The sequence below is a fragment of the Rhizobium sp. BR 314 genome (assembly GCF_047445805.1).
Classification (GTDB): domain Bacteria; phylum Pseudomonadota; class Alphaproteobacteria; order Rhizobiales; family Rhizobiaceae; genus Rhizobium; species Rhizobium lusitanum_B.
Genome location: NZ_JARWLA010000007.1, coordinates 41,540 through 63,137 on the forward strand (window position 1 = coordinate 41,540; position 21,598 = coordinate 63,137).

Sequence of the window (21,598 nt, forward strand, 5' to 3'; positions counted from 1 at the left end):
ATCGGTCCCGGCTCAGGCGCCAACGGCCTTTGCGGGTTCGACACGATCGGCATCCGCGGCATAACGGCTTTCCCGGAACGGCAGACCGAGATGGTCGCGCAACGTGTCCCCCTTCAGCTCCGGATCGAAATAGCCGCGGCTCGTGAGGATAGGCAGGACATATTTGGCGAAATCGTCGAAGCCTTCGCCGATGACAGGAAAGCCCAGGATGAAGCCATCAGCGCCTTCCTGATCGACCCAGCGAATGATCTCGTTTGCGATATGCTCGGCCGTTCCAATGAAGGAGGTGCGTGGCGTCGCCGCGTCAAGCGCGACCTCGCGCAGCGTAAGCCCCTTCTCCTGAGCCGTCTTCTTGATGCGATCGGTGGTGGCGCGGAAGTTGTTGCGGCCAATATCACCGAGATCGGGAAACTGCTGGTCCAACGGATAGACGCTGAAATCATGGTGATCGAAAAAGCGGCCGAGATAGGCAAGAGCCTCCTCGATGGTCACGAGATCGCGGATCTGGCGATACTTGGCTTCCGCCTCTTCCTGCGTTGCGCCGACGATCGGACCGATGCCCGGGAAGATGCCGACGTCGGCCGCGCTGCGGCCATGCGCAATCGCACTCTGCTTGACCTGCTTGTAAAAGACCTTGGCGTCATCGAGAGGCCCGCCATTGGTGAAGACCGCGTCGGCGTGCTTGCCGGCAAGCCGAATGCCGGAATCGGAAGCACCGGCCTGGAACACCACCGGCTGGCCCTGCTTGGAGCGGCCAATATTGAGTGGGCCTTCGATGCGGAAGAAACGCCCCTTGTGATTCAGGCGATGCAGCTTGGTCTTGTCGGCATACACTCCCGCTTCACGGTCGCGCACGAAGGCATCGTCGTCCCAGGAGTCCCACAGGCCCTTGATGACATCAAGATATTCGTCGGCGATCTCGTAGCGCAGTTCATGCTCGGGATGCTCGCGGCTGTAGTTGCGGCCAGATCCTTCAAGTGGCGAGGTCACGGCATTCCAGCCGGCGCGACCGCCGCTGATGAGATCGAGCGAGGCGAACTGGCGGGCGATTGTGAAGGGATCGCTGTAGGACGTCGAAACCGTACCGACCAGACCGAGCTTCGTCGTATAGGCGGCAAGCGCCGAAAGGATCGTCAGCGGCTCGAACCGGTTGAGGAAATGCGGGATCGACTGCTCATTGATGTAGAGTCCGTCGGCGACGAAGGCAAAGGCAATGCCCGCATCCTCCGCCTTGCGAGCCGTCTTGACAAAAAAGTCGAGATTGGTGCTGGCATCGACCGGTACGCTCGGGTGCTTCCAGGCGTTCATATGGCCGCCCGGCCCCTGCAGCATGATACCGAAAGTGACGTGTTTCTGAACCATGATAGATCCTCCTGGGACGTGCCGTTCAGGCAACGAGGGAAAGGCGCTCTTTGGCGAGCAATTCGATCGAGGCGAGCCGCTCGGCGGCCGTCAGCGCCGGTGTGTCGAGTACGAACTCCTCAACGCCGTAGCTGCGATGCAGCGCGTCGAGTTCGGCGCGAATTTGGGCGGCCGTGCCGTGCAGCACGCTCGGCACTTTCTCTTCGGTCCGGTAATCCGTGACACCGGCCTGGCGGGCGAATTCCGCCGCCTGTTCCTGGTTTCCGACATTGACGCTCTGACCATTCGGCAGGAAGAGCTTGACGATACGAAGCTGCCCCACACGTTCACGGGCATGGGCCTCGCTTTCGGCGGCAAAAGCGGCCAGCGCCAGGATTGGAACCTTGCCGCCTGTTGCCCTTTCATAGGCTTCGAAGGTCCTGCGCAGGTTTTCCGGATCGCCGTTCAGATGACCGGCAAAAACTAGCGTCCAGCCCTTGTCAGCGGCAAGTTCTGCACTCTCCACGCTTGCGCCGAGGAGGAAGCGCTCTGCTGCGCGAGGGGGAAACGGTGTCGCTAGGGCACCTTCGGACTGGGGTTCTGCGGCGAGATAGCCGTTCAGATCGGATAGCTGCTCGGCAAAGCTCGGCTTCCTTTCCGGATCAACGGCGACTTGCAATGCCCGCGTCGATAGCGGAAAGCCGCCTGGCGCCTTGCCAACGCCGAGGTCGATGCGGCCAGGCGCCAGCGAAGCCAGAAGATTGAATGCTTCGGCGACCTTGTAAGCACTGTAGTGCTGCAGCATGACACCGCCGGAACCGACACGGATCTTCGAGGTTCTGGCAATGAGATAGGCAATCAGCACCTCCGGTGCCGAGCTTGCCAGGTTCGCCATATTGTGATGTTCGGCGACCCAGAAGCGATGATAGCCAAGCTCTTCGGCTCTGACGGCCAAGCGGGTGGTAACGCTCAGAGCATCGGTGGCGCTAAGCCCCTGCTCGATAGGGCTCTTGTCGAGAAGGCTGAGAAGATAGGACATGCCGTTTCGTTTCATCCATAACTGCCTCGATGCCGACCATCAAAGCTATAGTCTATAAAAAGCATAGATTTTACGGAATTTAAGAAACGGCTTTCTCTTTCTTCCACTCATTGCGGAAAAAATAAGCATTTCATCATATGGTAGTAGATAAGCCCGCAGCGAATGTCACTTGGAGCGGGATCGGGTGAAGAACTCGGTCGACTTGCGGTGATGGGTAGCTCGGAGTCTCACACTTAATTTGCCCAACCGGGCGGCTTGGCTTGATGCTCGCTTTGGCGTAACCTTAGATCTCGTTCCACTGAAAGCTCCTGATTGGATCTGGACTCGCGCACCAAAGCGAGACTATGAATTGGTCGCTAACCGATCCGATGGGCGATGGTGATCGACGGTTTTCATCCAACCGCTTGCAAGGATAGTAGGAGTGAGCGTGCCCCTTTCGCATTCCTCAGACACGCCACAGGATCCGCAACTTCGCGCTCTTCTGCGCGTATGGGCCGGAAAACTGGTCGATTCCGATGCCGCCGCGGACCGCGTCGTGCAGCGAACCATCAACATCATCTGCGACAATCCCGAGCTCTTGGATGGCGCTCGAATGAATGAAGCGCTCTTCGCCCTCCTGCGCCGGCACGCCTTCGACGAAAACGACCTCGGAGCGAGCCGACAGAGTAAGGGTTCAGTATCGACTATCGGCAGAGCGTTGGGCGGAGAGACTATAAAGTCCAAATAATCCCCAGCCGGAGCAAGCTGTTGTCAATCCGCCGGCCCACCGAACACTGAACCTTTCCTCCCACCGACACTCCAAGCAAGGCGCCTGTTGTTGGCGTCGTGCCGACCGCTTGTAGCCCGGGCTAAAACGAAGCCGTTCCCGTTATGCAGGTCGTCACGTTTCCGCCGACCCATATCGCGTCGGTGTCCTGGATCACACGCACTCGCCCTTCACGCCCGAGAACAGTCCCCTGCGCTGCCGTATAGACAGTTGCGGCAATGCCGCTGCCAATCAGCCAGCATGCGATGCCCGCATTGAGGCTGCCGGTGACGGGATCTTCGAAGCCTGCGGCCGTAAACGCCCGCACCTCGAAGTCGGCATCCCTGCCATCGTCTTGCGGATGCCATGGCGCGCAGACCCCGACCCGAATGCCGGAGATCGCACGGAAATCGGGTTTCAACGCAAGAACCTCCCGGCGGCTTCTCAAAAGCAACGCCAGCCAACCGGGACCATTGTCCACCCATTGCGCCGCGACGACATCTTCGCGCGAAAGATGAAGGCCATTCAGCACTTGCTCGAATAAGGCCGGTTCAAGATCACCCTGCCGGATGAGCGGCGGAGCTGCGAAAGCCAGACCGTCCTCGAACTTGCGCACGCGAATGAGACCGGCTGCGCACTCCTGAACAATATCCCTCCTCTGAAATTCGCCCTGTGCAGCAAGCCACGCATGGCAACTGCCAAGGGTCGGATGCCCCGCGAAAGGCAGCTCCGTCAGAGGCGTAAATATCCGGACACGATAATCCGCTTCCGGATTTTGCGGACGGAGCAGAAACGTCGTTTCGCTGAGATTCGTCCAGTTTGCGAAGGCCGCCATCTGCCCATCCGCCAGATCATCCGCATCCATGACAACAGCGAGCGGGTTGCCGCGCAGTGGTTGGGACGAGAACACATCGACCTGCTGAAAGCCCAACGTCAGCGTCTGTTTCCCTTGCATGGAATCGCACCTCTCCTGCGTCTTTGGAATCCCGCTTGGCCAAGCAGGCTTTCACGGCGTAGGCAAGTGTCTATCGCGTTTCGGCGCCGATCTCGATGCAAATCTCCAGATCTGCATTAAACGCTGAAGACCGGCCAAGACTGCGATATCTGACAGCAGAGCCTTCGCCGGTGGGCAGATACCTGAAACCACAAGCGAAAATTGCCGACGGCATTCGCGCCATCACAACGATCTCTCGCCGGGGCTGGCCGCCAGTATGCGGTCAAGCGGCTCGAACAACTCGGGCATTGCCATCGTCGATGACAGCAGGAGCTTTGCGCGAGGGACGGCGATGACTGTCAGTCTTTGCCCCTTGGTTATCCTTGCGGACACAACGGGGCGCCCCTCCTCGTCGAAGGTCATGATGAGATCTGGAAAGGACGCTATCCGATGACCATCGATATCGAAGGTCATGAACTCGTTGATGAAGCGCAGCTTCGCCTTCGTGGAAATGGTCGCATGGCCGATGTCCAGGCCGTCGCGCCGTTCACATTGATAGTCGATTACCTCCCCTTCCAAGGCGATCTCACCTTCCATGTGCCGTACAACGGCCTCAACGCCTCCATCGAGCAGCGCCCGCCCAACGCCAATCGCCTGGCTGATCGCACCCGGCGCACCGTTATCGATTGCAAGGGAAAGCGGCACCGGATTGCGGGCGACGGCCACAAGTCCGCCCGCTTCTACGGAAGCACCGCGAACGATGTTGGCCGCTCTCTCCAGCGTTCCGGACAGCAAGCCTTCGACAAAATGCTCGCTGTCGCCGCCTGCATAGGCCTGCTGCGAGCGGTAGCCTTCCATTCTGTGGAGCCCCAATGCCCCCATCAACCCCGTTGGATGAGCACGGCCGTTGCAGGCAAGGTCCAGCACCGGCAATCCGGTCAAGGCGGATTGTAGCCAGCCATTGACGGTTGTCTCAGCTCCGTTCTCATTGGTGTTGATGGCAGCAATTCGCGGCTCCACCTGCCGAATTTGTGTGAGAGCCCGCAGCATATGAGCCGCACGAACATGGGCCCGCGGAGACGAAGGCGCCCCCACGAGTGCGACCGTGACGCAAAGCGTCTCCGCTGATATCTCCCCCGGACTCCACAGTTGCGGGGTCCCCGCCTCTAATGCCAGTCTCGCGGAGCGTAGTCCCTCGTCGATCGATCCTCCTCCTCCGCCGCCGAGAATGGCTCCTCCCAGGACGGCCGGTTCGATGTCGTCTAATGTCAGCGTCCGTTTCATCTCAGCGCAAACCCGCCGTCCGGATAGAGCGTCGATCCCGTCATGAACGTGTTTTGCATGAGGAAGGCCACCGTACCAGCCACTTCATCCGTGGTGCCGACACGCTTCAGCAGTGCAACGTCGCTATAGGACGAGAAGGACGCATCACGCAGTTCCGTCGGCTGGCGCTGCCATAGGTCGCTGTCAATCGTGCCGGGCGATACGACGTTCACCCGCACCGGCGCCAATTCCACAGCAAGCGAACGGCCGAGGCCCTCAATCGCGGCATTGCAGGCGCCATAGGCGGCACCGTTCGGCGCCGGACGCACGCTATAGGCACCTGCCATCAACGTGATGGAACCGTCCTTTGCTAGGTGAGGCAGAGCATGTTTGACAGCGTAATATTGCCCCCAAAACTTCGACTTGAACGAGCTTTCCGCCACTTCGTCGGTCACTTCATCTATTCGGCCGCGCGCATAAGACGCTCCTGGCGTGAAAAGATGGTCGATTGCCCCAGCCGCCTCGAAAAAAGCCTTGATCGAGGCCTGATTGAGATTGTCGACCTCAGCTCCTCGTGCCGAGGAACCCAGACGTTGGACCGCCTTTTCGATGCGCTCGCCGTTCCGGCCGCCGACGACGACGGAGGCTCCAAGCGAAATGGCGATCTCCGCGACGCGCAAGCCGATGCCGGAGGTGCCGCCGATAATGGCAACTGTCTTGTTGGTAAGCATATTCAGTCCTTGTTGAACGAGTGGTTGGTCGATGCCTGAATGTCGCCATCGCCTTTGGGCGTGCGCGATGTAAGCTTTGCGTAGAATGGCACCAGCACCCGCTGGATCAGCCAGTAGGAAAGTCCGGCGGCGCAAAGCGCGTTTATGGAGGGGATGCCGACACTGATGTAGAAGCCGACGAGGAAGCCTATGGCCCAGCTGAACAGACCTGCGGGATTCCAGGCTTCGCTTGCGTCCGGCGCCAGTCCATGGATAGCCGAACGGTCCAACAGAGCCCTCTGCCGACGCAGGACGAAGTAATCCACGATCATGATCCCTCCAACGGGAGGAATGGCGACGCCCAGCACAATGACGAATCCGGTGAACTGCTGAAGGCCGCCCCAAATCGACAACAGGGTCCCGCACGCGCCGATGACGAGCGTTGCTGTCGTGCGGCCGACCGAAATGCCGAAAACGCTCTGGAAGAAATTCACGACACCGAGCGAGGCGGAGTACAGATTCCAGTCATTGATCTTCCCCGTCGAGGCGACCAGGATAATGATGCCCACAAAGCTCGTTGTCGTGACGATGATCTTGACGACATCCGCGCTGCCTACGGCGTGCGCGAGCAGAACGCCGATAAGACCGACCAGATATTCCCCGAATGTGATGCTGACCACGGTTTGCTTGACGACGTCAAATGCGGAGCGGTTGAACCGGCTCATATCAGGCGTAACAACCGCGCCGATAATGAACGAGCCCGCAACCATGGTCGCCCCCGCGGTTAGGCTCAGTGCCGGGCCGGGAGCATCAGAATTGATCAGACTTTGGAGTGAATGGGTCGAGAGTGCCGAAGCGATCGACCAGCCCGCCAGCACCAGAAATGCCGGAACCGTGACATAGGCAAACCAGGCCATTGCAGAGAAGCCGAAGGTGACGACGAGAGTAACCGCCAGACCACACGCCACGGCCCAGCCCCAAAATGGCAATCCGCCCGTCAGGGACTGCATTCCGGAAGCGAATATTGCATTCTGAACAGCAAACCAGCCGACGAGACTGATGGCTATGACCAGCGACAGCAAACTGGAGCCGTGTCGTCCGAACCCGGTCCAACGGGCCAGCATCGCCGTGCTCATTCCTTCCCTTTGCCCTGCGATGCCGACAAAGATCGAAACGATCTCCAGGATGACCGCCCCCAAGGTCAGCGCCAGAAAGGCGTCCTTGAAGGTCATGCCGTAGCCGAGCAGTGCACCGACCATGAATTGAGAAAGGCATGAGAGCTGGCCAAACCGCTGCATCGCAACCGAGAGCCAGGAATAACGCGCACTCATCGGTACTCGAGTGAGGGTAAAGTCATCAAGATCGTGATTTATGTCTGGCCGATTTTCCATTGTCTGTTCCCTTTTTCTTCGCACCGTGAGCCCGGCACGCGGAACAGACATTAATCGTTCTTTCAATTCTCAGCTTATCCAATTACTCTCAATATATCGGAATTTAATTCCGTTATAGGGAGACACATGATTTCCAGCGAGCATTTGACGGCGATCCGTACGTTCATGCAGGCCGCCAGAAGCGAGAATTTCTCGGATGCAGGTGCAAAGCTCGGCTTGACGAGCTCGGCGGTCGGCAAGGCAGTAGCGCGGCTTGAAACGCGGCTCAGCGCACGCCTGTTTCACCGCACAACGCGCCAAATGACCCTGACGGAAGATGGCGCGCTGTTCCTGCAGGCATGTCAGCGCGCCTTCAATGAGCTCGAAGCCGCAGAAGCAACCTTGACCTCCAGAACGCGCGAACCCGCCGGCAGGCTCAAGATCAGCCTGCCGGAACTGCTGGGCCGCAAGGTAATCATGCCGATTCTGTTGGAGCTGTCGCAGACCTATTCCATGCTGACCTTCGATGTCAGCTTCTCAAACCGGCTCACCGACCTGGTGGAAGACGGCATGGATCTCGCCGTTCGGATTGGAAACGTCGGAAACAGCGCCGATCTGGTCGCGCGTCGCCTGGGTACGCAGAACATCGTCATCTGCGCATCGCCCGACTATCTCACCCGCCGCGGTACACCAGAAGCCGTGTCCGACCTTGCGGGGCACGACTGCATCACCTATTCGCGAAGCGACGGGCGGGCGCCGTGGTTACTGGCCGATGAGACCGGCCTCGTCCGGCAGACGGACGTTTCCGGCACGTTCAACGTCGGCAGCTATGATGCAATCTATGACTGCGTTTTGCGCGGATTCGGCGTGGCGCAACTCCCCGAATGGCTTGTCGCCGATGCCTTGAAACAAGGAACTGTCGTGACTGTCATGCAAGCCTTCGCTCCGAACGGATTGCCCATTCAGGCCGTATGGCCACATCGACGTGACATGAATCTGAGAACACGGGTGCTGACCGACTTGCTTGTCTCACATTTTCGACAGTTTTAACGGCCTCTCGAAACGGTCGAGATTGACGGCGATCGTCCATAGGGCTGCACATCCGGACAAACGCATTTGCTCGTCGGCGCCCTGCGGATCGATAGATGTCCTTGGAGAAGGGTTGCGCATTCCTACCGCTTTGCCAGACAATGAGTCTGGAGATATCAATGTTTCGCCAGCCGCAACGGTGGCCTGGCCAGAATCCTGGCGCCAGCGGCTTCTCTTCGCCTATCAAAAGACATTGAAGTTGGAGTATGATGACAATCAGGTCTTTGGAAATGATCGGCTTGTGAGCAAAAATACGAAATCACGCATGAAGTATCGTCCCGTTGTTCTTATTGGCTTTCTCGCCGTCGCAGTTATCGTCATGAGCTCATTCGTCAGCCGCTCCGCTTTGGGGTTGGTTGTCAGAGCCTGCGAGATCAATTCCACCCTCACGGGATCGCCGTATCCGTGCCTCAAAGTCGTTCAGGCACAGGACCCATTGTCTTCCTACGCGGTGCTGCGCGAGCCGACCGACAAGGAACGCACGATTCTTGCGCCACTGGCCGACGTGCCCGGTATCGAAGACCCCCGACTTCTGACGGCAGGAGCACCGAACTATTTTGATGAGGCGTGGCGGGAGCAATCGACCGGCACCGGCCTGCGCGAGGAAGGAGTTTTATCGCAGCGTTTTGCGCTCGCGATAAACGCCGCCAATTGGCGCACACAGGATCGGCTCCACATCCATATGGGGTGCGAGACGCCCCGCTTTCGCGCGCTCTTGAAGACACATGCCGCAGAAATCGTAAGTGACAGGTTTACAAGCCTGAAGACCAGAGCCGGTTGGTGGGCTCTCTTCCACAAGGCTGACGACCTCACAAATCTGAACCCTCTGAAGCTGGTGGCAGACGGTCTGCAGGGAGCCCGCTCGGACATGGAGAACGTTGTCGTTGGCGTCTTCGGCTCGACATTGCCGGACGGTCAGCGCGGCTTCTATATTCTGGCGAGGATCATGGGAGAAAACAAATCTCATGGATCTGCAGAGGACATGATCGATCCCAAGTGCCAATCCTAACGCCCGGCAAGCCGTTGCGACTTTCCTGATATCTATCCATGCAGCATGGATGGGAGAAAGCAAGGGACGAACCTTTGCTGAAGCGTAGAGCTCGAAAGAAGTTCGGCATCGCATCCGATGCCAGTATCTTACTTTCGTTCCTTGCCACGTCTCATCCTTCAAAATGCATAGACTCCATCGTGAGCGCCAATTTGACAAACCATTCCCCTTATAGTCTATAAAAATAGTTTGTTATTTCTATCGATCACCCCGTTCTTGTCGCTAGGCTTCGTCCATTGAAGTCAGGGAACCGCCGGAAATGGACGCCCGGCAAAGGGGACAGATATGAAATTCAAACAACTCGTCGCCGCGGCCGCCTTCGGTCTCGCCAGCATCTCGATCGCGGTTGCCGCAAATGCGGCCGACAAGAAGGTCGTTGTCGGCTATCAAACCGATGCGCTGCCTTCCTCCGTCGCCATTGCCAACGGCGATTTCGCCAAGGAGACCGGCTACACGATCGACTTCCGCAAATTCAACTCGGGAGCCGAGATCTTTGCCGCCATCGCATCGGGCGATGTCCAAATCGGCTATGTCGGCTCGAGCCCATTTGCAGCCGCCGCATCGCGCGGCCTTGAGGTCAAGGCTTTCTACCTCTCGTCCATCTCTGGTATCGACGAAGCGCTTGTGGTGCGCAACGGCTCCGGCATCAATACCCTCGCCGACCTGAAGGGCAAGAAGCTCGCGGCAGCACCGGTTTCGACCGACCACTACCAATTGCTCGCACTCATCAAGTCGCTCGGCCTCACAGAAAAGGATGTGCAGGTCTTCGCCGTCCCGCAGCCCGAAATCGTGGCCAGCTACAATCGCGGCGATATTGACGGCGGCTTCGTCTGGGATCCGGCGCTGAGCGAATTGAAGAAAAACGGCAAGGTCCTCGTCACGTCAAAGGACGTCGCCGAAAAGGGCGCGCCGACCTTTTCCGCCTGGGTGGCAACATCGAAATTCGCAGCCGACAACCCGCAATTCCTGAAGGCCTATGCCTCCGTCATCAACAAATACTATGCCTCTTTCGCCGCGGACAAGGCGGCTTGGGGGCCGGAGAGTGACAACGCAAAAGCACTTGCCAAACTGCTCGGCGGAACTGCAGATCAGCAGGCAGCCGCGCTCAAGAACCTTACTCTCCTGACACCCGACGTACAGGCATCGGCCGACTGGCTCGGTGGCGGCGAAAAGTCGGGAGCGGCGAAAATCTTGAAGGACACGGCAACCTTCCTGAAGGGCCAGGGCAAGGTCTCCGACGTTCTGCCGAGCTATGGCGCCTTCGTAACAGCCGATGCGCTCGTGAGCGCAAGCAACTGATCCTCCCTGACGCCGGCGTGCCTGTCGCGCCGGCGTCGAACGTTCGGGAAAAAAGCCATGCTTCAAGTCGATCACGCCAGTGTATTCTTCGCAGCGCAGGACGGGAGAACCGTTCACGCGCTCGATCGCGTCTCCTTCAATATCCCCGAACGCGGCATCGTGGTTGCCCTAGGTTCTTCCGGTTGTGGCAAATCCACCCTGCTCAATGCGATCGCCGGCTTCCTGCCGCTTTCCGAAGGATCCATCACGCTTGATGGTAGGTCTGTCTCCGGTCCGGGCTCGGATCGTGGCGTGGTCTTCCAGAAAGATTCGCTGCTGCCGTGGAAGTCCGTCGCCGACAATGTCGCGCTTGGACTGCAGTTTGCGGGCCTGAGACGCAGCGAACGGCGTGAGCGTGCTTTGGAGTTGCTCCGTCTGGTCGGGCTGACGGATTTTGCCAACGCAACGCCTTATGAACTCTCGGGCGGAATGCGTCAGCGCGTGGGCATCGCCCGCGCATTGGCAACCGAACCGGACATTCTGTTGATGGACGAACCCTTCGGCGCGCTCGACAGCCTGACGCGGGAGCAGATGCAGGAACTACTCATCTCCATCTGGGCCAGAACCAACAAGCGGATCTTCTTCATTACCCATTCGATCGAAGAGGCCCTGTTTCTCGGCACCGAGGTGCTGGTGATGTCGCCGCGACCGGGCCGGGTCGTCGCCCGCTTCAATCTCGATTTCGTGCATCGTCTGGCCGCCCACGGCGATGCGCGGTCGATCACCACTTCCCGCGAATTTGCCGAACTCAGAGAGGAAATTCGCGCGATCCTTCACAATGCAGACAATATCAGGAGCGCGGCATGACCGACATTACTGGCACTCGCCCCGTTTCTGTCCGTTCGCCGGAAGTAAAAGCAAAGCTGGTTCGCATGCCCGGATTCAGCGTCGGTGCGAAGCCGACAATCGCGATCAGCCTCGTAACCGGAATTGTCTTTTTGGGCGCCTGGTGGTTAGTCTCCAAGCTCGGCCTGGTCTCTCATCTCTTTCTCCCGCGGCCCGACGAAGTCCTGACGCAAATCAGCGTCATCTACCGCGATGGCTATGCTGGCGCATCACTCTCGGAACACATAATCGCAAGCCTGTTTCGCATCATCGTCGCGGCGGCGATTGCGATCGGGATCGGCATTCCCGTCGGCCTGCTGATGGGCCTTAGCCGCTGGGCGAAGGGAATTCTGGATACGCCGATCGAATTCTACTGGCCGCTGCCTCCACTTTCTTACCTGCCGCTGATGATCATCTGGCTCGGCATCGGCGAAACCTCCAAGATCACCCTGCTGGTACTCGCCATGTTTGCGCCGATCTGCCTGTCCGCTCAGGCCGGTGTGCGCTCGCTTCCTCTCGAGCGTGTCAATGCAGCGCGTTCGCTCGGTGCAAGCCGGCTGCAGCTCTTCCTTTCCATCGTTCTGCCTTCGGCCTTGCCGGAGATCCTGACCGGGGTCCGAATTGCCTTCGGTATTGGCTGGGGAACGCTGGTGGCGGCGGAACTCATCGCCTCGACGCGCGGCATCGGTTTCATGATCATGTCGGCATCACAATTCCTTGCAACCGACGTCGTCTTCGTCGGCATCGGCATAATCGCCCTTTGCGCCTTTGCCTTCACGGCGACGATCCGCATTCTCGAAGCAGTTCTCGTTCCGTGGAAGGGCAAACTCTGAGCGCATGATGGACGGGTGTCACCCATCTCCGTCGCGGCGATACCTTCCCATCCAATACATGCAGGCATGGTCATGAGCAGCAGCGAATTTCTCTGGTACATTCCCAATGACACGAAGCCCGGCCATCGAGGCGACTCCACAGTCGAAAGCCACAACAGCCTGGAAACGTTGACGAACCACGCCAAGGCGCTGGAAGAGCATGGCTGGAAAGGCGCGCTGATCGGCACCGGCTGGGGGCGGCCTGATACCTTCACCGTTGCCACCGCTCTTACCACAAGAACCACAAGCTTCGAGCCGTTGATCGCCATTCGCCCCGGCTATTGGCGGCCTGCACAATTCGCATCCGCGGCCGCCACATTGGATCAGCTGAGCGGCGGCCGCGTGCGCGTCAACATAGTCTCCGGCAAGGACAATCTCGCCGCTTATGGCGACAGCGAGGGAGATCAAGCGCAGCGATATACCCGCACCCGGGAATTCATGCGGCTGGTTCGCAAGCTTTGGACCGAAGAGAACGTTACTTATGAGGGTGAACACTTCCGCGTTGCCGAATCAACGGCAGCGCCGCGGATTCAGGCTCGCGGCGAGCGCAGGCACCCCAAGCTCTATTTCGGCGGCGCTTCGGAGGCGGCCGAAAGCGTGGCGGCCACCGAGGCGGACGTTCAGCTCTTCTGGGGTGAGCCGCTTGATGGCGTACGCGAACGGATCGAGCGCTTGAAGTCGCTGAGCAAGGCGCTCGATCGCAATCTCGCTCCGCTGGAATTCGGCTTGCGCATCACCACGCTCGTGCGCGAGACCAGCGCACAAGCGTGGGCGGACGCCGAAGCAAAAGTCGCCGGGATGGCTGAAGATAACGGCGCAGGCTGGCATGATCACCGGCAGTCCATTGCAGTCGGACAGAGACGCTTGTTCGACCTCAATGCACGCGGCGATGTACTCGACGATAACCTTTACACCGCACCGGGCAAATTCGGTGGCGGCGGCGCCGGGACCACATGGCTGGTTGGGTCGGCAGAAGAGGTTGCCCGCTCGCTGCGCAAATACAGAGAGCTGGGCATCACGCATTTCGTCCTGTCGGATACGCCCTACCTGACGGAAATTCAGCGCCAGGGGGATCAATTGCTGCCCCTTCTACTCGACTGATTACCTAAACAGCCGTTAGCTCTACCCACAGAACATCGAGAACACGCGACTTTCCAAGCCGCGCTCCGTCAATTATGACGGTTTCATGACAATAAATGCATGGAGTTTTGATGTTAGGCTGGTTTCGCAAACTCATGCCGCGCGAGGATCGTTTTTTCGATCTCTTCGCGCAGCACTCGCGCACGATCGTCGGCGCTGCTGAAGCCCTGAACGAACTTTTGGCCGGCAAGGACATCGACGCGAAAGGCCGGCGGATCATAGAGCTTGAAAATCAGGCTGACGGCATCACGCGCGATGTGCTGCTTGCGGTGCGGCGCAGCTTCATCACGCCATTCGACCGCGGCGACATCAAGGATCTCATCATGTCCATGGATGACGCCATCGACATGATGCACAAGACGGTGAAAACCATCCGGTTGTTCGAGCAGAAAAGCTTCGATCCCGGCATGCAGCAGATGGGCGAAGTGATCGTCAGAGCCGCGCATCTCGTCGCCGAGGCCGTTCCTCTTCTCGATCGCATGGGCCCCAATGCCTCCAAGCTTGCCAATCTCACGGAAGAGATCGTCAAGGTGGAGGGTCGCGCCGACGAACTCCACGACCAGGGACTGAAGAATCTGTTCCGCAATTACGGCGCCTCCAATGCCATGGCCTTTATCATCGGCAGCGAGATATACGGCGAACTGGAGAAGGTTGTCGACCGCTTCGAGGACGTCGCCAATGAGATCAACGGCATCGTGCTCGAGAGCGTCTGATGGAGGCCACCCTCGCCTTTCCCTTGCTGATAGGGATCATCGCCACTGCCTTGTTCTTCGACTTTCTGAACGGGCTTCATGATGCAGCAAATTCCATCGCTACCATCGTGTCGACCCGTGTCCTGCGGCCGCAATATGCGGTCCTGTGGGCAGCGTTCTTCAACTTCATCGCTTTCCTCTTTTTCGGGCTGCATGTGGCCGAGACGCTCGGAACCGGCATTATCGATCCGAGCATCGTCGATGCCTCCGTCATCTTCGCCGCACTGCTGGGAGCGATCGTCTGGAACATCGTCACCTGGATATTTGGGATACCCTCCAGCTCGTCGCATGCGCTGGTCGGCGGGTTGATCGGCGCCGGCCTCGCCAAGGTCGGCGTAAGCTCGATCGTCTGGCTCGGTGTCTTCAAGACGGCCGGCGCTATCGTGATGTCACCCTTGATCGGTTTTATCCTGGCGCTATTCCTCGTCCTGATCGTGACTTGGCTATTCGTGCGACAGACACCCTTTGCTGTCGACAGCACATTCCGCATCCTGCAGTTCTTCTCGGCGTCGCTCTATTCGCTGGGACACGGCGGCAACGATGCGCAAAAGACCATGGGCATCATCGCCATTCTCCTTTATTCCCAAGGATATGGCGGAGGTTCCTTCCATGTTCCGCTATGGGTCGTGCTTTCCTGCCAGACAGCCATGGCGCTCGGTACACTGTTTGGCGGATGGCGGATCGTGCACACGATGGGCTCGAAGATTACCCGTCTCAATCCGATGCAGGGATTCTGCGCGGAGACTGGCGGCGCGCTGACGCTCTTTGCCGCGACCTGGCTTGGCATACCGGTATCCACCACCCACACCATCACCGGCGCCATCATTGGTGTTGGTGCCGCTCGTCGCGTTTCGGCGGTACGCTGGGGTATCGCGGGCAATATCGTGATCGCCTGGATCATTACACTGCCGGCGGCAGCAGCGATCTCTGCACTTTCCTATTGGGGCATGCAGCTTTTCAGGTAAGCAAGCAGAAGCGACGATGAACGAAAATGACCGCGACTTGCAAAGCCGCGGTCATTAAACTTCTTGTTATCAATTGCTTATTGGCAATTGCACATGTCCGGCATCAAAACTCTTCCCATGAGGAGGCCGCAGCGGCAGTCGCGCCGCCCGAGCCCGTAAACGCACCGGCGATACGTGACCGCAGCGAACGCGCCGGCGAAGCGGCGGCTTTCGACTGCTCCGTCGCCATTGCGGGTCGTGACTGGCCGCGGCCGCCATTGAGCGCGAACTGTCCAAGCAGCTCGTTCAAGGCAGTGACTTCTTTGGACAGGCTGTAGCTCGCAGCCGTGGACTCCTCGACCATGGCTGCATTCTGCTGCGTGCCCTGATCGATGGTGTTGACCGCAGTGTTGATCTCCTGCAATCCGGTTGCCTGCTCACGCGCGGCCTCGACGATCGCACGGACATTGCGATCGATATCTTCGACTTCCTTGACGATCTGCTGAAGCGACTGCCCAGTTCGCGACACGAGATCCACGCCGCTGTCGACCTGCTGGCCGGACGTCGAAATCAGTGCCTTGATTTCCTTGGCAGCCTTTGCCGAACGCTGGGCAAGCTCACGCACTTCCTGAGCAACGACGGCAAATCCCTTGCCGGCTTCGCCAGCTCGTGCTGCTTCAACCCCTGCATTGAGAGCGAGCAGATTTGTCTGGAAGGCGATATCGTCGATGACGCCGATGATGTTGCTGATCTCGCTCGACGATTTCGAGATGGCCTCCATGGCGGCGATCGCCTCGCGCATGACTTCGCCGGACTTTTCGGCGCCGACGCGGGCTCGCCCGACCAACGAGCTCGCCTCTTCCGCCCGGCGGGTGGAATCCTTGACCGTGGTGGTGATTTCCTCGAGTGCCGCAGCGGTCTCCTCTACCGAGGCCGCTTGCTGCTCCGTGCGTTTCGAAAGATCGTCGGCCGCGGAGCGGATTTGGCTGGCGCCGGCTGCGATCGCTTGACCGCCCTGACCGACCGCGCGCAGCGTCTCCTCAAGCTTTGCCATCGACGCGTTGAAGTTCGTCCTCAGCTGATCGAGGTGGGCGACGAAAGGCTTCTCGATGCGATAGACCATGTTGCCATTCGAAAGCTCAGACAAGCCGCTCGCCAGCCCATCAACGGCGAATTGGGTATCGGCCGCGTCCTTGGCCTTCTGCGCCTCACGTTCCAGTCTTTCCCGTTCAGAGAGGCTTCGCCCTGCGGCAGCTTCCTGCTCCAATCGAATACGTTCAAGCGCATTGTCGCGAAATACAGAGACTGCTGCCGCCATCTGACCAACCTCGTCCCTGCGGCCAAGGCCTGCGATCTGTTCGTCCGTATGCCCGTCGGCAAGCGATACCATACGGGCTCGTAGTCGCTCAATCGGCAGGGTGATACCACGGGCGGAAACGAGAATGGCAATCAGGATTGCCGCAGCAAAGATGAGACCAAGTGCGACAAGCGTATCGGTGATCGTACTTGACGCATGCTCGTCAAGTCTATCGCTCTTGGCATTGATGTTGTCGTTGAAGGTATCGAGCCAGTGGCGAACGGCAAGGACCTCCTCCTTGATGAGCGGGTCGGCCTGCTTCAGAAGCTTGGTGGCCGTATCGTTGTCATCGACAAGCCCAGCCTTCACGGCCCGATCGGTCAGCGCGACAATGTCATTTGCCTTCGCCGCCAGCTTCTCGATCGCGTCAGCTTCGTCGGGAATCAACTGCTTAACCGTCGCAAAGCGAGCGAGAAGAACGCTCTTGTTCTCGTCGTAATCTTTCGAAAACGTCGCCATCTCCGGGTCTTTCGTGCTGTAGACCAGGATCTGATAGGCATTGTAACTCAGTGCTGTCACCCGCTGGCTGGCTCTGGACATCTCGACGGCCGCGGTCTCATCCTTCGAAATGAAATTCGAATAGGTGCCAACGCTATCCTTATACTGGCTCGATATAAAGAAGACACTTGCAACCCCAATCAGGCAGATCGGGATGATGATGGAGAGTACTTTCGTCCTGATTTTGGCATTCTGGAGAAATGACATGATTTGCCTGCTCTCGGTGAAGAGCCGACAATCGCGTGCACGCCGCAGAATGCGCCCGCGCCGATGATTGCCTGCCGTGGGGGAGTCGGGGGCATCGCAGATAAAGAGCGTCCTGCTCACCGCCAACGGCGCTGCAAAGCAACAAGAACATAATAGACTGATGAATCGGTTAAAATAACGAAATATTACATAAATTTAATTATGCTATAAATATAATATTCTAATAATGCGGATTTTGATAATCAAGAATTGCAAGGATATTCTCATTTCAATCCTTGCGTTTAAACTCAATGCTAAACAACGACGAATCTATACTTTCCTGTGCTGCATAAAACAAGAATAACCTCAAAGAAGATCAATATATTTCCCTCTACCCAACCAGAGCCCCTCGTATTCACCCGTACACGAAGATGAGGCACTCGCTTCTTGTCGCAGGCGGCCGTCGGCCAGCAGGGATTAGCACCAACTCTCAATAATGGTATATTGACATAAATTTAGCCCGGGCTATATTTTTTGCAGCGAGCTGGAGAAGCCCCATGACAGACTCGATTGCCCGGCAGACCCTGTCGGAACGTACAGATACGCAGATTCGCGAAGTTCTGGCCGGCAGGCGCCGTGGGTTCCGATCCGCCCTTCTTTTCGCAGGCCCGGCGGTCATTGCTTCCATTGCCTACATGGATCCAGGCAATTTCGCGACAAATATCCAGGCGGGCTCCGGTTACGGCTATTCTCTGCTTTGGGTCGTGTTGGTGGCGAACCTTATCGCCATGCTCTTTCAGGCGCTTTCGGCAAAACTTGGCATCGTCACCGGCCGCAATCTTGCAGAGCTCTGTCGTGACGAATTTTCAGCACCCGTCCGTTATACAATGTGGGTCGTCAGTGAAATCGCCGCGATGGCGACGGACCTGGCAGAATTCCTGGGCGGCGCAATCGGCCTCTCGCTCCTCTTCCAGATGCCGCTCATCGCCGGCATGGCGGTCACCGCAGTGGTGACCTATGGCGTGCTGTTGATGGAGAAGCGCGGCTTTCGACCCATGGAATTGATCATCGGCGGCCTAGTTGCCATCATCAGCCTTTGCTACATCGCCGAGATGTTCATTGCTCCCGTTGCCTGGGGTCAGGCAGCTCTCGGCACGATCTTGCCGTCGATCCCGGATTCTACGGCCCTGACCATCGCAGTCGGCATCATTGGCGCGACCGTTATGCCACACGCCGTCTATCTGCACTCCGGCCTCACTCAACATCGTGCTCCGGGCCGCAACGACAATGAGCGCCGGAAACTCGTCTTCTTTTCGAATTGGGAATGCGTGATTGCGCTCGCCGTCGCCGGAGTGGTGAATATGGCCATGGTGATCATGGCATCGGCCGCCTTCCATGCGGGCCATTCCGACGTTGCCGAGATCGAAAGCGCCTATCACACCCTCACACCCCTGCTCGGCGGGGCGGCGGCAAGCATCTTCCTGATCTCCCTCATGGCTTCCGGCATCTCGTCGTCGGCAGTCGGCACCATGGCCGGGCAGATGATCATGCAAGGCTTCGTCGGCTTCCGCATTCCCGTCTGGATACGCCGTCTCGTGACGATGCTCCCGGCATTCGTCGTGGTCCTCATGGGCGTCAACACCACGGAGGCGCTCGTCTATAGCCAGGTCGTGTTATCCTTCGCGCTACCCATTCCGATGATCGCGCTCGTCATGTTCACCCGAAACCGCGCCATCATGGGCAACTTCGCCAACGGCAGGCTGACCGATATCGCGGCAATTGGCGGAACGATCGTCATTCTCGGCCTAAACGCGATCCTGCTCCTCCAGACTTTCGGCATCCCGATTCCCGGCTTCGGCAACGGCTGATCCATATCTGAGGATCGGAGACCGGAGTTTCATAACGGAGTTGCATTCTTTATAGTCAAGGCTAAACGTCATTACACGACTCTTAATCTCATGAGGGTAAGCCGCCTTGACGAAACCACCCCCCGCCCTGGAAAGCCGCCTCGCCTCCACCGAAGTCGAGACGCATGTCGAGGCGTTTCAGAAAAGCCGCGATGACCGGCGCACGGAGCTCATGGAGGACTACGTCGAGCTCATTGCCGACCTGATAGAACATGCCGGTGAGGCGCGTCAGACTGACATCGCACAGCGGCTCGGGGTAACCCAGCCTACCGTGGCAAAAATGCTCAAGCGGCTGGCGGAAGAAAACCTCATTACCCAGCGCCCTTACCGCGGCGTCTTCCTGACAGAGGAAGGACATCGGCTCGCCATGGCGACGCGGCGGCGACATCAGGTCGTCGAGGCCGTCCTCTGCCGTCTGGGCGTCGATCCCGACACCGCGAGAAACGACGCCGAGGGCATCGAACATCACGTCAGCGAGAAGACTTTGGAAGCTTTTGAACGCTTCCTGAAGACATGATGACCACAAGGCGGGACCAAAGAGCCATTTTTGGCACAGTTTCAACAAGAATGAATTGAAACTAGTCCACGAACAATTGCCTGACTTGACCAATCAGCCGGTATCAACGCAAGTTTTACGAATATTCGCTAGGCAGAATTTAGCGAACCGCCGGTCCCATTGTTTTGCATTCCGCCTATCCGACCGGCACAGGGAATCATGATGAACGCCCAGGATTTTAGTTCCGCCATATTCGATCTCGCTCCCGTTGCCATGTGGCTGGAGGATTTCAGCGGAATCAAGGAGCAATTCGAACATTGGCGCAGCGAAGGGGTCAGCGACCTGCGCTCTTTCTTGCTAGCCGACCTGCGCCGCGTGGCGACCTGCTCGCAGAATATCCGCGTCCTCGCCGTCAATGCTAAAGCCCTGGACCTGTTTGAGGCGCATTCTTTCGAAGCTTTGGTTGGCGGGCTTTCCGATATTTTCCGAGGCGAGATGCTTCAAAGCCACGTGAATGAGCTGGTAGCGCTTTGGGAAGGAAAGACGGAGTTTTCGAGCACGGCAATCAACTACACGCTGGGCGGACGCAGACTGGATATCCAGCTTCGCGCCGTCATCCTGCCGGGACACGAGGCCTCCTGGGACCGCCTGCTACTGACAACCGAAGACGTGACAGCACGCGAGGAAGCACGGCGCGAGGAGGAACGCCAGCGCCGCTACGCGGAGGGAATGTTCGAACATTCGCCGGTCTCGCTCTGGGTCGAGGACTTCAGCCGCATCAAAATCCTGCTGGACGACATCCGCAAGCGCGGCATCATCGACTTTCAGGTCTTCCTCGACGTGCACCCCGAGTTCGTGCAGCAGTGCATGAGCGAGATCAGCGTGCTCGACGTCAATCAGGCCACACTGGATCTGTTCTGCGCGCCGGACCGCCAGACCTTGCACCAACGGATCGGCGAAGTCTTCCGCGACGATATGGAGAAGCATTTTCGCGGTCAGCTCGTGGAATTGTGGAACGACCGCCTCTTCCATCAGCGCGAAGTGCTGAACTACGCCCTCGATGGCTCCGAACGCCACGTTCTGTTGCAGTTTTCCGTCTTCCCGGGCCATGAACACGACTGGTCGCTGGTTCAGGTCGCACTGACGGATATTACCGCGCGTAAGAAGGCCGAGGCCTATCTCGAATATCTAGGCAAGCACGACGTACTCACCAGGCTCTATAATCGCGCCTTCTACATGGATGAGGTCAACAGGTTGGAGCGCAAATCCCTGCGGCCAGTCTCTGCCATCGTCATCGATCTCAATGGTCTGAAGGAGGCTAATGACGAGAGCGGGCACGATGCCGGCGATTCGTTACTACGGCGCATGGGAGAAGTACTCTCCAGCGTGGTGTCCCAGCCAAATCATGCCGCCAGGATCGGCGGCGATGAATTCGCTGTTCTGATGCCGGGAGCCGATGAAATGGCAGCGGCTGCCATGGTCGACACCATCAATGAACTGCTGAAGATCAACAATCAGTTCTATTCCAGCGCGCCTCTCAGCGTCGCGGTCGGCGTCGCCACCAGCCTGCAGGGCGAAACCATAGAGGCCACTGTGAAACGGGCCGATCTGGGAATGTACGAGCACAAGAAGGCCCATCATGCGGCGGTAGCCAAGGTGGATATGCATCACGCAAAGCATGGTGCCTGAAGTCGGCACCCTGCATTTTTGTCTTTGCAAATGACCGGAAGGCCAGCGGCCAAAT

General features: G+C 58.4%; 19 protein-coding genes. 12 read left to right on the plus strand and 7 right to left on the minus strand.

From position 1 onward, the window contains the following. Positions 1–12: 12 nt before the first annotated feature. Both QD461_RS11955 and QD461_RS11960 read right to left on the minus strand, forming a co-directional pair. On the minus strand, positions 13–1,362 hold the full coding sequence (locus QD461_RS11955) for an LLM class flavin-dependent oxidoreductase (RefSeq protein WP_414087969.1): 1,350 nt from the start codon (positions 1,360–1,362) through the stop codon (positions 13–15). A gap of 25 nt (positions 1,363–1,387) precedes the next feature. Beyond that, entirely contained in the window at positions 1,388–2,380 is a 993-nt protein-coding gene (locus tag QD461_RS11960; protein WP_414087970.1) for an MsnO8 family LLM class oxidoreductase, read from the minus strand. Between the two features lie 421 nt (positions 2,381–2,801). On the opposite strand from QD461_RS11960, the gene QD461_RS11965 reads away from it, so the two are divergent. Beyond that, complete coding sequence (locus QD461_RS11965) at positions 2,802–3,107, plus strand: hypothetical protein (protein ID WP_184707995.1); 306 nt, start codon at positions 2,802–2,804, stop codon at positions 3,105–3,107. Between the two features lie 121 nt (positions 3,108–3,228). On the opposite strand, the gene QD461_RS11970 is transcribed toward QD461_RS11965, so the two are convergent. The 4 genes from QD461_RS11970 to QD461_RS11985 all read right to left on the minus strand — a co-directional run bounded on the left by QD461_RS11970 (position 3,229) and on the right by QD461_RS11985 (position 7,363). Then, on the minus strand, positions 3,229–4,080 hold the full coding sequence (locus QD461_RS11970) for a PhzF family phenazine biosynthesis protein (protein ID WP_414087971.1): 852 nt from the start codon (positions 4,078–4,080) through the stop codon (positions 3,229–3,231). A 222-nt stretch (positions 4,081–4,302) separates the two neighbouring features. Beyond that, the gene (locus tag QD461_RS11975) at positions 4,303–5,343 is read right to left on the minus strand and encodes a DUF917 family protein (RefSeq protein ID WP_414087972.1); all 1,041 of its coding nucleotides are present in this window, start codon (positions 5,341–5,343) and stop codon (positions 4,303–4,305) included. Then, on the minus strand, positions 5,340–6,053 hold the full coding sequence (locus tag QD461_RS11980; protein WP_414087973.1) for an SDR family oxidoreductase: 714 nt from the start codon (positions 6,051–6,053) through the stop codon (positions 5,340–5,342). Before QD461_RS11980 ends, QD461_RS11975 begins: the two co-directional genes overlap by 4 nt. 2 nt (positions 6,054–6,055) lie before the next feature. Further along, positions 6,056–7,363, minus strand: a complete 1,308-nt coding sequence (locus tag QD461_RS11985) for a purine-cytosine permease family protein (protein WP_414087974.1) — start codon at positions 7,361–7,363, stop codon at positions 6,056–6,058. A 186-nt stretch (positions 7,364–7,549) separates the two neighbouring features. Between QD461_RS11985 and QD461_RS11990 the strand changes: the two genes are divergently transcribed. From QD461_RS11990 to QD461_RS12025, 8 genes are all read left to right on the plus strand, one after another. Further along, on the plus strand, positions 7,550–8,452 hold the full coding sequence (locus tag QD461_RS11990) for a LysR family transcriptional regulator (RefSeq protein WP_414087975.1): 903 nt from the start codon (positions 7,550–7,552) through the stop codon (positions 8,450–8,452). 304 nt (positions 8,453–8,756) lie between these two features. After that, positions 8,757–9,500 (plus strand): CDP-diacylglycerol diphosphatase, encoded by a 744-nt coding sequence (locus QD461_RS11995; RefSeq protein WP_414087976.1) that lies wholly within the window; start codon positions 8,757–8,759, stop codon positions 9,498–9,500. A gap of 324 nt (positions 9,501–9,824) precedes the next feature. Further along, positions 9,825–10,838 carry a taurine ABC transporter substrate-binding protein gene (tauA, locus tag QD461_RS12000; RefSeq protein ID WP_414087977.1) on the plus strand — a complete coding sequence of 338 codons (1,014 nt, stop codon included), beginning with the start codon at positions 9,825–9,827 and terminating at the stop codon, positions 10,836–10,838. Positions 10,839–10,895: 57 nt separating this feature from the next. Next, a complete protein-coding gene (locus QD461_RS12005) occupies positions 10,896–11,684 on the plus strand; it encodes a taurine ABC transporter ATP-binding protein (protein WP_414087978.1) in 789 nt (262 codons plus the stop codon). Further along, on the plus strand, positions 11,681–12,535 hold the full coding sequence (locus QD461_RS12010) for an ABC transporter permease subunit (RefSeq protein WP_414087979.1): 855 nt from the start codon (positions 11,681–11,683) through the stop codon (positions 12,533–12,535). Before QD461_RS12005 ends, QD461_RS12010 begins: the two co-directional genes overlap by 4 nt. A 72-nt stretch (positions 12,536–12,607) precedes the next feature. Continuing rightward, positions 12,608–13,675: an LLM class flavin-dependent oxidoreductase gene (locus QD461_RS12015; protein WP_414087980.1), complete on the plus strand. Its 1,068-nt coding sequence runs from the start codon at positions 12,608–12,610 to the stop codon at positions 13,673–13,675. A gap of 110 nt (positions 13,676–13,785) precedes the next feature. Continuing rightward, positions 13,786–14,427, plus strand: a complete 642-nt coding sequence (locus QD461_RS12020) for a DUF47 domain-containing protein (RefSeq protein ID WP_414087981.1) — start codon at positions 13,786–13,788, stop codon at positions 14,425–14,427. Continuing rightward, positions 14,427–15,431: an anion permease gene (locus QD461_RS12025; RefSeq protein WP_414087982.1), complete on the plus strand. Its 1,005-nt coding sequence runs from the start codon at positions 14,427–14,429 to the stop codon at positions 15,429–15,431. The genes QD461_RS12020 and QD461_RS12025 overlap by 1 nt, the downstream gene beginning before the upstream one ends. A gap of 103 nt (positions 15,432–15,534) precedes the next feature. Here QD461_RS12025 and QD461_RS12030 read toward each other — a convergent pair whose 3' ends face one another. Continuing rightward, the gene (locus QD461_RS12030; protein WP_414087983.1) at positions 15,535–17,472 is read right to left on the minus strand and encodes a methyl-accepting chemotaxis protein; all 1,938 of its coding nucleotides are present in this window, start codon (positions 17,470–17,472) and stop codon (positions 15,535–15,537) included. A gap of 536 nt (positions 17,473–18,008) precedes the next feature. Here QD461_RS12030 and QD461_RS12035 point away from each other — a divergent pair. From QD461_RS12035 to QD461_RS12045, 3 genes are all read left to right on the plus strand, one after another. Further along, entirely contained in the window at positions 18,009–19,319 is a 1,311-nt protein-coding gene (locus QD461_RS12035) for an Nramp family divalent metal transporter (protein ID WP_414087984.1), read from the plus strand. Positions 19,320–19,425: 106 nt separating this feature from the next. Then, positions 19,426–19,875 carry a manganese-binding transcriptional regulator MntR gene (gene mntR / locus QD461_RS12040; RefSeq protein ID WP_414087985.1) on the plus strand — a complete coding sequence of 150 codons (450 nt, stop codon included), beginning with the start codon at positions 19,426–19,428 and terminating at the stop codon, positions 19,873–19,875. 198 nt (positions 19,876–20,073) lie between these two features. Then, positions 20,074–21,543, plus strand: coding sequence for a diguanylate cyclase domain-containing protein (locus QD461_RS12045; protein WP_414087986.1), 1,470 nt, complete (start codon positions 20,074–20,076; stop codon positions 21,541–21,543). Positions 21,544–21,598: the final 55 nt, after the last annotated feature.

Excerpts from the sequence above, each read along its gene's own strand:
- QD461_RS11955 (WP_414087969.1), bottom strand. The coding sequence starts at position 1,362 with ATGGTTCAGAAACACGTCACTTTCGGTATCATGCTGCAGGGGCCGGGC.
- QD461_RS11960 (WP_414087970.1), bottom strand. The coding sequence starts at position 2,380 with ATGTCCTATCTTCTCAGCCTTCTCGACAAGAGCCCTATCGAGCAGGGG.
- QD461_RS11970 (WP_414087971.1), bottom strand. The coding sequence starts at position 4,080 with ATGCAAGGGAAACAGACGCTGACGTTGGGCTTTCAGCAGGTCGATGTG.
- QD461_RS11975 (WP_414087972.1), bottom strand. The coding sequence starts at position 5,343 with ATGAAACGGACGCTGACATTAGACGACATCGAACCGGCCGTCCTGGGA.
- QD461_RS11980 (WP_414087973.1), bottom strand. The coding sequence starts at position 6,053 with ATGCTTACCAACAAGACAGTTGCCATTATCGGCGGCACCTCCGGCATC.
- QD461_RS11985 (WP_414087974.1), bottom strand. The coding sequence starts at position 7,363 with ATGAGTGCGCGTTATTCCTGGCTCTCGGTTGCGATGCAGCGGTTTGGC.
- QD461_RS11990 (WP_414087975.1), top strand. The coding sequence starts at position 7,550 with ATGATTTCCAGCGAGCATTTGACGGCGATCCGTACGTTCATGCAGGCC.
- QD461_RS11995 (WP_414087976.1), top strand. The coding sequence starts at position 8,757 with ATGAAGTATCGTCCCGTTGTTCTTATTGGCTTTCTCGCCGTCGCAGTT.
- tauA (WP_414087977.1), top strand. The coding sequence starts at position 9,825 with ATGAAATTCAAACAACTCGTCGCCGCGGCCGCCTTCGGTCTCGCCAGC.
- QD461_RS12005 (WP_414087978.1), top strand. The coding sequence starts at position 10,896 with ATGCTTCAAGTCGATCACGCCAGTGTATTCTTCGCAGCGCAGGACGGG.
- QD461_RS12010 (WP_414087979.1), top strand. The coding sequence starts at position 11,681 with ATGACCGACATTACTGGCACTCGCCCCGTTTCTGTCCGTTCGCCGGAA.
- QD461_RS12015 (WP_414087980.1), top strand. The coding sequence starts at position 12,608 with ATGAGCAGCAGCGAATTTCTCTGGTACATTCCCAATGACACGAAGCCC.
- QD461_RS12020 (WP_414087981.1), top strand. The coding sequence starts at position 13,786 with ATGTTAGGCTGGTTTCGCAAACTCATGCCGCGCGAGGATCGTTTTTTC.
- QD461_RS12025 (WP_414087982.1), top strand. The coding sequence starts at position 14,427 with ATGGAGGCCACCCTCGCCTTTCCCTTGCTGATAGGGATCATCGCCACT.
- QD461_RS12030 (WP_414087983.1), bottom strand. The coding sequence starts at position 17,472 with ATGTCATTTCTCCAGAATGCCAAAATCAGGACGAAAGTACTCTCCATC.
- QD461_RS12035 (WP_414087984.1), top strand. The coding sequence starts at position 18,009 with ATGACAGACTCGATTGCCCGGCAGACCCTGTCGGAACGTACAGATACG.
- QD461_RS12045 (WP_414087986.1), top strand. The coding sequence starts at position 20,074 with ATGATGAACGCCCAGGATTTTAGTTCCGCCATATTCGATCTCGCTCCC.